This window comes from Enterobacter cloacae complex sp. P43RS, assembly GCF_014930585.1.
In the GTDB taxonomy this organism is placed as follows: domain Bacteria; phylum Pseudomonadota; class Gammaproteobacteria; order Enterobacterales; family Enterobacteriaceae; genus Enterobacter; species Enterobacter bugandensis.
In genome coordinates this window covers 429,521-440,803 of sequence record NZ_JADBRJ010000005.1, presented here as the reverse complement: position 1 = coordinate 440,803, position 11,283 = coordinate 429,521, and the positions used below count along the sequence as shown (strand labels likewise).

11 protein-coding genes are annotated in these 11,283 nt (G+C 54.1%); 8 read left to right on the top strand and 3 right to left on the bottom strand.

What is annotated here, in order from left to right:
• Positions 1 to 269 (bottom strand): hypothetical protein (locus IM294_RS22100; protein ID WP_227015609.1); only part of this gene is annotated, 269 nt, incomplete at its 3' end.
• 414 nt (positions 270 to 683) lie between these two features.
• Positions 684 to 1,934 carry an NADP-dependent isocitrate dehydrogenase gene (gene icd / locus IM294_RS13565; RefSeq protein WP_003857898.1) on the bottom strand — a complete coding sequence of 417 codons (1,251 nt, stop codon included), beginning with the start codon at positions 1,932 to 1,934 and terminating at the stop codon, positions 684 to 686.
• A 117-nt stretch (positions 1,935 to 2,051) separates the two neighbouring features.
• Between icd and rluE the strand changes: the two genes are divergently transcribed.
• The 8 genes from rluE (at position 2,052) to IM294_RS13525 (ending at position 9,859) form a co-directional block, all read left to right on the top strand.
• Positions 2,052 to 2,705, top strand: coding sequence for a 23S rRNA pseudouridine(2457) synthase RluE (gene rluE, locus IM294_RS13560; protein ID WP_045630114.1), 654 nt, complete (start codon positions 2,052 to 2,054; stop codon positions 2,703 to 2,705).
• A gap of 9 nt (positions 2,706 to 2,714) precedes the next feature.
• A complete protein-coding gene (locus tag IM294_RS13555; protein WP_028012752.1) occupies positions 2,715 to 3,188 on the top strand; it encodes an NUDIX hydrolase in 474 nt (157 codons plus the stop codon).
• A 40-nt stretch (positions 3,189 to 3,228) separates the two neighbouring features.
• A complete protein-coding gene (gene mnmA, locus IM294_RS13550) occupies positions 3,229 to 4,341 on the top strand; it encodes a tRNA 2-thiouridine(34) synthase MnmA (RefSeq protein WP_028012751.1) in 1,113 nt (370 codons plus the stop codon).
• A 26-nt stretch (positions 4,342 to 4,367) separates the two neighbouring features.
• Positions 4,368 to 4,997, top strand: coding sequence for a high frequency lysogenization protein HflD (gene hflD, locus IM294_RS13545; protein WP_013097081.1), 630 nt, complete (start codon positions 4,368 to 4,370; stop codon positions 4,995 to 4,997).
• A 19-nt stretch (positions 4,998 to 5,016) separates the two neighbouring features.
• A complete protein-coding gene (gene purB, locus IM294_RS13540) occupies positions 5,017 to 6,387 on the top strand; it encodes an adenylosuccinate lyase (protein WP_014883421.1) in 1,371 nt (456 codons plus the stop codon).
• A 124-nt stretch (positions 6,388 to 6,511) separates the two neighbouring features.
• Positions 6,512 to 7,183: a two-component system response regulator PhoP gene (phoP, locus tag IM294_RS13535; RefSeq protein ID WP_025911763.1), complete on the top strand. Its 672-nt coding sequence runs from the start codon at positions 6,512 to 6,514 to the stop codon at positions 7,181 to 7,183.
• Positions 7,184 to 8,647 carry a two-component system sensor histidine kinase PhoQ gene (phoQ, locus tag IM294_RS13530; RefSeq protein ID WP_126817550.1) on the top strand — a complete coding sequence of 488 codons (1,464 nt, stop codon included), beginning with the start codon at positions 7,184 to 7,186 and terminating at the stop codon, positions 8,645 to 8,647.
• A 90-nt stretch (positions 8,648 to 8,737) separates the two neighbouring features.
• Complete coding sequence (locus tag IM294_RS13525; protein WP_126817552.1) at positions 8,738 to 9,859, top strand: cupin domain-containing protein; 1,122 nt, start codon at positions 8,738 to 8,740, stop codon at positions 9,857 to 9,859.
• A gap of 42 nt (positions 9,860 to 9,901) precedes the next feature.
• Here IM294_RS13525 and pepT read toward each other — a convergent pair whose 3' ends face one another.
• Complete coding sequence (pepT, locus tag IM294_RS13520; RefSeq protein WP_032644861.1) at positions 9,902 to 11,125, bottom strand: peptidase T; 1,224 nt, start codon at positions 11,123 to 11,125, stop codon at positions 9,902 to 9,904.
• Positions 11,126 to 11,283: the final 158 nt, after the last annotated feature.

Below are 11,283 nucleotides of genomic sequence, written 5' to 3'. Positions count from 1 at the left end.
ATGTTAAATGCTATACCCGGCATAATAGATGCATATTTATTCTTTAAATAAGAATATCCAGATCCGCTGGTGTTCTGTATATAAGTGCCTGATGCGACCAGTGCGAAATTATTCATATCGTGTCTAAACATGATATTCATTCCATGCATATTTTCTGCCCCATTTTTCTTGCCTATGGCATAATTCATAGACATTGAATTACTAGCAGATACAGTCGTGTTAAAAACGCAAATAAAAAGAAACAGCACTGCAAGCTTAATTTTATGCATAAATCCTCCAAAAATTTCTCTTAAATATACAGAGATAAAATTGTGTTACCAGCATATAAATACGCAAGAAAAAGTTATAATCACACAATGAAATGTATATTTTTGTATATTGACTAAGGAAATCAACAGGAACCAGTGATTCCCAGATAAAATAGCAAAAGGATATGAGAACCGACGTTGTATACATTTCTGATAGTTTGGAAACTACAACGCCCGAATACATATTATATGCTTATAGTAACCTGTATGCCGTCTGGTAAATTGTTTTGGAAAATGCGGAAATAATAGGGAAAAACATCTGATTAAGAGAGGATTTTGATAATCTATTTTGATAAATTGTTGATAACCGTTCGAAAACTAATAATAAAAACGGGAACCAATCGGCTCCCGCTCTTGTTTAACCCAGAATCTGGATTACATGTTCGCGATAATCGCGTCGCCAAACTCTGAGCATTTCAGCAGCTTAGCGCCTTCCATCAGACGTTCGAAGTCATAGGTTACGGTTTTCGCGTTGATCGCGCCTTCCATACCTTTAACAATCAGGTCTGCGGCTTCGAACCATTCCATATGACGCAGCATCATCTCTGCGGAGAGGATGATAGAGCCTGGGTTCACTTTGTCCTGGCCTGCGTATTTTGGTGCAGTACCGTGGGTTGCTTCGAACAGGGCGCACTCGTCGCCGATGTTCGCGCCAGGGGCGATACCGATACCGCCAACCTGTGCCGCCAGGGCGTCAGAAATGTAGTCACCGTTCAGGTTCATACAGGCGATCACGTCGTATTCAGCAGGACGCAGCAGGATCTGCTGCAGGAACGCATCGGCGATCACATCTTTAATGATGATCTCTTTGCCGGTGTTCGGGTTCTTGATCTTCTGCCACGGGCCGCCGTCGATCAGCTCACCGCCGAACTCTTCGGTCGCCAGCTGGTAGCCCCAGTCTTTGAACGCGCCTTCGGTGAACTTCATGATGTTGCCCTTGTGAACCAGGGTCACAGAATCACGGTCGTTGGTGATCGCGTATTCGATGGCCGCACGCACCAGGCGCTTGGTCCCTTCTTCAGAGCACGGCTTAATGCCGATACCGCAGTGCTCAGGGAAGCGAATTTTCTTCACGCCCATCTCTTCGCGCAGGAATTTAATCACTTTTTCTGCATCAGCAGAGTCCGCTTTCCACTCGATACCCGCGTAGATGTCTTCTGAGTTTTCGCGGAAGATAACCATGTCGGTCAGTTCAGGGTGCTTAACCGGGCTTGGGGTGCCCTGATAGTAACGAACCGGACGCAGACACACGTACAGGTCCAGCTCCTGACGCAGCGCCACGTTCAGGGAACGGATGCCGCCGCCGACCGGAGTGGTCAGTGGGCCTTTAATAGCAACGCGGTAGTCGCGGATCAGGTCCAGCGTTTCCGCTGGCAGCCAGACGTCCTGGCCATAAACTTGCGTCGATTTCTCACCGGTGTAAATTTCCATCCAGGAAATTTTACGCTCGCCTTTGTAGGCTTTCTCAACAGCGGCATCAACCACTTTCAGCATTGCCGGGGTAACGTCTACACCGATACCGTCGCCTTCGATGAACGGAATAATCGGATTGTGAGGAACGTTAATCTTGCCGTTTTGCAGGGTGATCTTTTTACCTTCCGCCGGAACAACTACTTTGCTTTCCATTAACCTCTCCTTCGAGCGCTTCTGGTTGTTACTGATCTTATGTTAATAAATTGTAATGAGCCCTTCGATAGTACCTGATTGTCCTGCGCCATGAAAGGTCTTCGTTATTAGGCTATAATGCGGCAATTGATAACGCCTGAAAATACCATGAAGAAAACTTCTTTTACAAAACACCGGGTTGAGCGATTCAGCTCGCGACAAGCCGCCAGACGACCGCAAGAAACCCAGCCAAAGCGGGTTATTCTGTTCAATAAACCCTACGATGTTTTGCCGCAGTTTACCGATGAGGCCGGACGCAGCACGCTCAAGGATTACATCCCTGTTCAGGGCGTCTACGCCGCCGGTCGCCTGGACCGGGACAGCGAAGGACTTTTGGTCCTAACCAACGACGGCGCCCTACAGGCAAAGCTTACACAACCGGGCAAACGCACCGGCAAAATTTACTTTGTGCAGGTTGAAGGCGAGCCGGACGAAGAGACGCTGGCGAAACTGCGCAGCGGGGTGACGCTGAACGACGGTCCCACCCTGCCCGCCGGTGTTGAACGCGTGAATGAGCCGGAGTGGCTGTGGCCGCGTAACCCGCCCATTCGCGAGCGCAAATCCATCCCGACAAGCTGGCTCAAAATCACCCTGTATGAAGGCCGCAACCGCCAGGTGAGGCGAATGACCGCGCACGTCGGCTTCCCTACCCTACGTCTGATTCGCTACGCCATGGGCAGCTACACGCTGGATACGCTGGCAAACGGCGAATGGCGCGACGCTGCCCCTTAAGGAGAAACGATGTTTAAACCTCATGTTACGGTTGCCTGCGTGGTGCACGCGCAGGGAAAATTCCTCGTTGTGGAAGAGAGCATCAACGGCAGGGCGCTGTGGAATCAGCCTGCCGGGCATCTTGAAGCCAATGAAACGTTGCTGCAGGCCGCGAAGCGCGAGCTCTGGGAAGAGACCGGCATTCGCGCTGAGCCCCAGCACTTCATTCGCATGCACCAGTGGATTGCGCCCGACAGCACCCCATTCCTGCGCTTTTTATTCGCCGTTGAGCTTAGCGAAACGTGCGCCACAGAACCGCATGATGACGATATCGATCGCTGCCTGTGGGTCACAGCCGAGGAGATCCTGAACGCGCCAAACCTGCGCTCGCCGCTGGTTGCGGAAAGCATCCGCTGCTGGCAGTCAGGCGCACGCCTGCCGCTGGGTGTCATCGGAGAATTTAACTGGCCGTTTACAGAGGGTGTCAACGGTGGGGGGGCGTGATAGAATACGCCGCCTTGAAGTTCAATGTCGTGAGTATTCCATGTCAGATAACAGCCAGAAAAAAGTGATCGTCGGCATGTCCGGCGGTGTCGATTCCTCCGTTTCCGCCTACCTGTTACAGCAACAGGGCTATAAGGTGGAGGGCCTGTTCATGAAGAACTGGGAGGAAGACGATGGCGAGGAATACTGCACTGCCGCAGCGGATCTCGCCGACGCGCAGGCCGTATGCGACAAGCTCGGCATTGAACTGCACACCGTTAACTTTGCCGCAGAATACTGGGACAACGTCTTTGAACTGTTCCTGGAAGAGTACAAAGCGGGCCGTACCCCGAACCCGGATATTCTGTGCAACAAAGAGATCAAATTTAAAGCTTTCTTGGAATTCGCCGCGGAAGATCTGGGCGCTGACTACATTGCGACCGGTCACTACGTGCGTCGTGCGGACGTGAATGGCAAAAGCCAGCTGCTGCGCGGCCTCGACGGCAATAAAGACCAGAGCTACTTCCTTTATACGCTGAGCCACGAACAGATTGCGCAAAGCCTGTTCCCGGTCGGCGAACTGGAAAAGCCGGAAGTGCGTAAAATTGCCGAAGAGCTGGACCTGATCACCGCGAAGAAAAAAGACTCCACCGGTATCTGCTTTATCGGCGAGCGCAAATTCCGTGATTTCCTGGGCCGCTACCTGCCTGCACAGCCAGGTAAAATTGTCACCGTTGATGGCGACGAGATTGGTCAGCATCAGGGGCTGATGTACCACACCTTAGGCCAGCGTAAAGGCCTGGGTATTGGTGGGACGAAAGAAGGCAGCGAAGATCCGTGGTACGTGGTCGACAAAGACGTCGAAAACAATATTCTGGTGGTGGCTCAGGGTCACGACCACCCGCGTCTGATGTCCGTTGGCCTTATCGCACAGCAGTTGCACTGGGTCGATCGCGAGCCCCTGAAAGGCACGCTGCGCTGCACGGTGAAAACGCGCTACCGCCAGACCGATATTCCTTGCACCATCACCGCGCTTGATGACGACCGTATTGACGTCCGTTTCGACGAGCCGGTCGCCGCCGTTACCCCGGGCCAGTCTGCTGTCTTCTACAGCGGCGAAATCTGCCTGGGCGGCGGGATCATTGAACAGCGCCTGCCGCTGCCCGCTGTTTAACCGATTGCACACATAAAGGAGACCGTGTGGCGAAGAATTATTATGACATCACCCTTGCGCTGGCAGGAATTTGCCAGTCTGCTCGTCTGGTGCAACAGCTGGCGCATCAGGGTCACTGTGACGCTGATGCCCTGCACGTTTCGCTCAACAGCGTTATCGACCTCAACCCCGGTTCAACCCTGGGCGTGTTCGGCGGCAGCGAAACCAATCTTCGTCTCGGTCTTGAAACCCTGCTTGGCGTGCTCAACGCCAGTAGCCGTCAGGGGTTAAACGCGGAACTGACCCGCTACACCTTAAGCCTGATGGTGCTTGAGCGTAAGCTGAGCGCGGCAAAAGGCGCGCTCAATACCCTGGGCGATCGCATCGCCGGGCTACAGCGTCAGCTCGACCATTTTGACCTGCAGTCTGAAACGCTGCTGAGCGCCATGGCGGGCATTTACGTTGACGTCATCAGCCCGCTGGGCCCGCGCATTCAGGTCACCGGCTCCCCTGCCGTACTGCAAAGCCCGCAGGTGCAGGCGAAGGTCCGCGCTTCCCTGCTGGCTGGGATCCGCGCCGCCGTGCTGTGGCATCAGGTTGGCGGTGGCCGCCTGCAGTTAATGTTTTCTCGTAATCGCCTGACTACTCAGGCAAAACAAATTCTTGCTCATTGTTAACCTCCCGGAGTTGCGAATTATGGAATTATCCTCACTGACCGCCGTATCCCCTGTCGATGGACGCTACGGCGATAAAGTCAGCGCGCTGCGCGGGATCTTCAGCGAATATGGTTTGCTGAAGTTCCGTGTTCAGGTTGAAGTACGCTGGCTGCAGAAGCTGGCCGCCCAGGCAGCAATCAAGGAAGTTCCTGCTTTTGACGAAAAGGCAAACGATTACCTTGATAAAATCGTTGCTGAGTTTAGCGAAGAAGATGCCGCGCGCATTAAGACCATTGAACGCACCACCAACCACGACGTGAAAGCGGTTGAGTATTTCCTGAAAGAGAAAGTGGAAAGCGTCCCGGCCCTGCATGCGGTATCCGAGTTCATTCACTTCGCCTGTACGTCCGAAGATATCAATAACCTGTCTCACGCGCTGATGCTCTCCACCGCGCGTAAAGAAGTGGTGCTGCCTTACTGGCGTAAAATCATCGACGCGGTGAAAGCGCTGTCCGTGGAATACCGTGACATTCCGCTGCTTTCCCGTACTCACGGCCAGCCAGCCACCCCATCCACGATGGGTAAAGAGATGGCGAACGTGGCGTACCGTATGGAGCGCCAATACCGTCAGCTGGAGCAGGTTGAAATTCTGGGTAAAATTAACGGCGCGGTCGGTAACTACAATGCCCACATTGCCGCTTACCCGGAAGTGGACTGGCATCAGTTCAGCGAAGAGTTCGTGACCTCTCTGGGGATCCAGTGGAACCCGTACACCACCCAGATTGAGCCGCACGACTACATTGCAGAGCTGTTTGACTGCATCGCGCGCTTCAACACCATCCTGATCGACTTCGATCGCGACGTGTGGGGCTACATCGCGCTGAACCACTTCAAGCAGAAGACCATCGCCGGGGAAATTGGCTCTTCCACCATGCCGCACAAAGTGAACCCAATCGACTTCGAAAACTCCGAAGGCAACCTGGGCCTGGCGAATGCCGTGCTGCAGCATATGGCGAGCAAGCTGCCGGTTTCCCGCTGGCAGCGCGACCTGACCGACTCCACCGTGCTGCGTAACCTGGGCGTGGGCATTGGCTACGCGCTGATCGCGTATCAGTCCACCCTGAAGGGCGTGAGCAAGCTCGAAGTGAACCGTGATCGTCTTCTTGACGAGCTGGATCACAACTGGGAAGTATTGGCAGAGCCGATTCAGACCGTGATGCGCCGCTACGGTATCGAAAAACCGTACGAGAAGCTGAAAGAGCTGACACGCGGTAAACGCGTCGATGCCGAAGGCATGAAACAGTTTATCGACGGTCTGGCACTGCCGGAAGAAGAGAAAACCCGCCTGAAGGCCATGACTCCGGCGAATTACATTGGCCGCGCCATCACCATGGTTGATGAGCTGAAGTAATGTTCCTTCCCCCCCTTTCCGCCCGGAAAGGGGGTTGCTTTTCCCCGGTTTACTGAATGTTTATCCCCACAGCAACATAATCAGCGTTAAACTATTCATACTATTTATTCTGGGAGAAAAGATGATGCGCGTACTGGTTGTTGAGGATAACGCATTGCTACGCCACCACCTGAAGGTTCAGCTTCAGGAGATGGGACATCAGGTGGATGATGCTGAAGATGCAAAAGAAGCCGATTATTATCTCAATGAACACCTGCCGGACATCGCCATTGTCGATTTAGGCCTGCCTGATGAAGACGGCCTGTCGTTAATTCGTCGCTGGCGCAGCCATGACGTTTCCCTGCCGGTTCTGGTTCTCACCGCCCGCGAAGGCTGGCAGGACAAAGTTGAAGTGCTCAGCGCCGGTGCGGATGATTACGTCACCAAACCGTTTCACATTGAAGAAGTGGCGGCGCGCATGCAGGCGCTGTTACGCCGCAACAGCGGGCTGGCTTCACAGGTTATCTCCATTCCGCCTTTCCAGGTGGATCTCTCCCGTCGCGAGCTGTCGATTAACGATGAAGTGATCAAGCTCACCGCGTTCGAATACACCATTATGGAAACGCTGATCCGTAACAGCGGAAAAGTAGTGAGCAAAGACTCCTTAATGCTCCAGCTCTACCCTGACGCTGAGCTGCGCGAGAGTCACACCATAGACGTGCTGATGGGCCGTTTGCGTAAGAAAATTCAGGCGCAGTATCCACAGGACGTGATTACGACCGTCCGCGGCCAGGGCTACCTGTTCGAATTACGCTAAATGAAACGGATTTTGCGCCACATTCTGCCCCTCTCGCTGCGGGTTCGTTTTTTACTGGCAACCGCCGCGGTGGTGCTGGTGCTGTCGCTCTCCTACGGTCTGGTCGCCCTGGTGGGCTACAGCGTCAGCTTCGATAAAACGACCTTTCGACTGTTACGCGGCGAAAGTAATCTGTTCTATACCCTGGCCACATGGGAAGACAACCACATCACCGTTGAAATGCCAGAGAACCTGGATCAACAGAGTCCTACTTTAGCCTTGATTTACAATGAAAAGGGAAAGTTGCTTTGGGCGCAACGCGATATTCCGTGGCTGGCGAAAAGCATTCGTCCGGAGTGGCTCAAAACCAACGGGTTTCATGAGATAGAAGCCGATCTCAATACCACCAGCACGCTGATTCGCGAAGATCGCTCGATGCAGCAAAAGCTCAATGAAATCCGGGCTGACGATGCCGAGACGGAATTGACGCACTCGGTGGCGATCAATATCTACCCGGCGACCATGAACATGCCGCAGTTAACCATTGTGGTGATCGACACCATTCCGGTTGAGCTAAAACGTTCCTATAAGGTCTGGGGCTGGTTCGTTTATGTTCTGGCCGCAAACCTGCTGCTGGTGATCCCGCTGCTTTGGGTGGCGGCGTGGTGGAGCTTGCGCCCTATTGAGTCCCTGGCGCGAGAGGTGCGCGAGCTTGAGGAACATCATCGTGAAAAGCTCAATCCGGAAACCACCCGTGAGCTGACCAGTCTGGTGCGTAACCTCAATCGCCTGCTGAAAAGCGAGCGTGAACGCTATGATAAGTACCGTACGACCCTGACCGACCTCACCCACAGCCTGAAAACGCCGCTGGCCGTAATGCAAAGCACCCTGCGTTCCATGCGCAGCTCAAGGCTGAGCGTCGACGATGCCGAGCCGGTGATGCTGGAACAAATCAGCCGAATCTCGCAGCAAATTGGCTACTATCTGCACCGCGCCAGCATGCGTTCCGGCAGCGCGCTCCTGAGCCGCGAACTGCACCCGGTGGCCCCGCTGCTGGATAATCTCACGTCCGCCCTTAACAAGGTGTATCAGCGTAAAGGGGTGAACATCAGCCTCGATATTTCGCCTGAGATTAGCTTTGTTGGCGAAAAAAATGACTTTATGGAAGTGATGGGGAACCTGCTGGATAACGCCTGTAAATACTGCCTGGAGTTTGTTGAAGTATCGGCGCGCCAGACGGATAACGAGTTACACATTATCGTTGAGGATGATGGCCCCGGGATCCCGATTAATAAACGTGATGTGGTGTTCGATCGCGGTCAGCGAGCGGATACGCTGCGCCCCGGTCAGGGCGTGGGTTTAGCCGTCGCCCGCGAGATTGTCGACCAGTATGACGGAAAAATCGAAACCAGCGAAAGCTTGCTCGGCGGGGCCAGAATGGAAGTGATTTTTGGTCGTCAGCAGCCCACATCGGATGATAGTTAACCCGTTATGTGAAAAATGCGAGGATCTCGCAGCCGGGGGGCTGAGCTTCCGTTATAATCCGAGTCAGTAAGAGCCTGCGGATAAAAAAATATGGATTATCATTTAACACTTAACTGGCCCGAGTTTATTGAACGTTACTGGCAAAAGCGCCCGGTGGTTCTGAAACGCGGGTTCAGCAACTTTGTCGACCCTATCTCACCTGACGAGCTGGCCGGTCTGGCCATGGAAAACGAAGTCGACAGCCGTCTGGTCAGCCACCAGGACGGGAAATGGCAGGTCAGCCACGGTCCTTTCGAAAGCTACGATCATCTCGGCGAAAGCAACTGGTCGCTGCTGGTGCAGGCGGTTAACCACTGGCACGAGCCGACTGCCGCGCTAATGCGCCCGTTCCGCGCCCTGCCAGACTGGCGAATGGACGATCTGATGATCTCCTTCTCCGTACCTGGCGGCGGCGTGGGTCCGCATCTGGACCAGTACGACGTGTTTATCATTCAGGGCACGGGCCGCCGCCGCTGGCGCGTGGGCGAAAAAGTGCCGATGAAGCAGCACTGCCCGCACCCGGATCTGCTTCAGGTGGATCCGTTCGAAGGCATTATCGACGAAGAGCTGGAGCCAGGCGATATTCTCTACATTCCGCCAGGATTCCCTCACGAAGGTTACTCCCTGGAGAACTCGCTGAACTACTCTGTCGGGTTCCGTGCGCCAAGCGGCCGCGAAATGATCAGCGGCTTTGCCGACTATGTCCTGCAGCGCGAGCTGGGAAGCTATCGCTACAGCGATCCGGATGTGCCTGCGCGCGAGCATCCGGCAGACATCGTGCCAGAAGAGCTGGATAAGCTGCGCGGCATGATGCTGGATCTGATCAACGAGCCGGAACATTTCAGGCAGTGGTTTGGCGAATTTATCAGCCAGTCACGCCACGAGCTGGACGTTGCACCGCCGGAGCCGCCGTATCAGGCAGATGAGATCTATGATGCGCTGCAGCAGGGTGACAAGCTGGTTCGTCTGGGCGGATTACGCGTGCTGCGCATTGGTGAAGAGGTCTTCGTCAACGGTGAGAAGCTCGACTCCCCGCACCGTCCGGCGCTGGAAGCCATTGCCAGCCATATGGTACTGACTTCAGAAACCTTTGGTGACGCGCTGGAAGACCCATCCTTCCTCGCGATGCTGGCCGCGCTGGTCAACAGCGGGTACTGGTTCTTTGAGGACTGAGTTGTGACAATGCCCGGTGGCGCTGCGCCACCGGGCATTTTTTTAGCGTTTAGCGGTTAACTCGGCTATGCGCACAATCACCTTCACCGCCTTTTCCATCCCTTCCAGCGTCACAAACTCATGCTTGCCGTGGTAGTTATAGCCCCCGGTAAACAGGTTCGGGCACGGCAGCCCCATAAACGATAGCTGCGAGCCGTCAGTTCCGCCGCGAATCGGTTTTAAGACCGGTTCAATATCGCAGTCTCGCATCGCCTGCTGGGCGATATCCAGAATGTGCGGATGGGCCATCACCTTGTCGCGCATATTGTAATAGCTGTCTTCAATGATCAGCTCAATATAGCAGTCAGGATGCAATCCCTTCCCAACCTTCTTGGCGATCTCCATCATTTTGCGCTTGCGCGCCTCAAAAGCTTTACGGTCAAAATCGCGGATGATGTAGTGCATCTGCGCGCTGTCCACGGTGCCTTTGATGCTGGTGAGGTGATAAAAGCCCTCGTACCCCTCTGTCTGTTCAGGGCTCTCTTCCGCCGGGACTTCCGCATGAATACGCGACGCCAGCGACAGCGCGTTCACCATCACCCCTTTGGCAGACCCTGGGTGAACGTTGTTTCCGACAATTTTTATGGTCACCGACGCCGCGTTGAAGTTTTCATACTCCAGCTCGCCCACGCCACCGCCGTCGACGGTATACGCCCACTGCGCGTTAAAAGCGTCCACGTCGAAGTGCTTCGCGCCCTTACCCACCTCTTCATCTGGGGTAAAAGCAACGCGGATGTCCCCGTGCGGGATGTTTTTACCTTTCAGCACCGCCAGCGCCGTCATGATTTCCGCGATGCCCGCCTTGTCATCCGCCCCCAGCAGCGTTTTGCCGTCGGTGGTGATCAGCGTCTGGCCGAGCAGCTGGTGCAGCACCGGGAACATCACCGGAGAGAGCACTTCGTCGCCAATCCCCAGCGCGATATCACCGCCGCGGTAGTTTTCCACGATCTGCGGGTTCACGTGTTTGCCGCTAAAATCAGGTGAGGTATCGACATGAGAAATAAAGCCAATCGCCGGAATATCACCCGGCACATTCGCCGGCAGCGTTCCCATCACAGTGCCTTTTTCGCTTAACGTGACGTTGACCAGCCCCATGGCCTCAAGCTGCTCTTTAAGCAGGTTTAACAACTTCCACTGGCCTTCGGTGCTTGGCACCTGGCGGACACCCGGCTTAGATTGGGTATCCAGCGAAACATACTGTAAAAAACGCTCAAGTAATTTATCCATGCAGTCACCCTCACTTTTTGTGACAACATTATCAGTAAGCATCAAAACGCAAATATTGCGTCAGGTCACTTTTATCCCGCAAACGAGAACTTTTTACGTTTATATCTTTATGCGTTAATAAATGTAGCTTATGAATCAGTGACAAGGATTGGCGATTA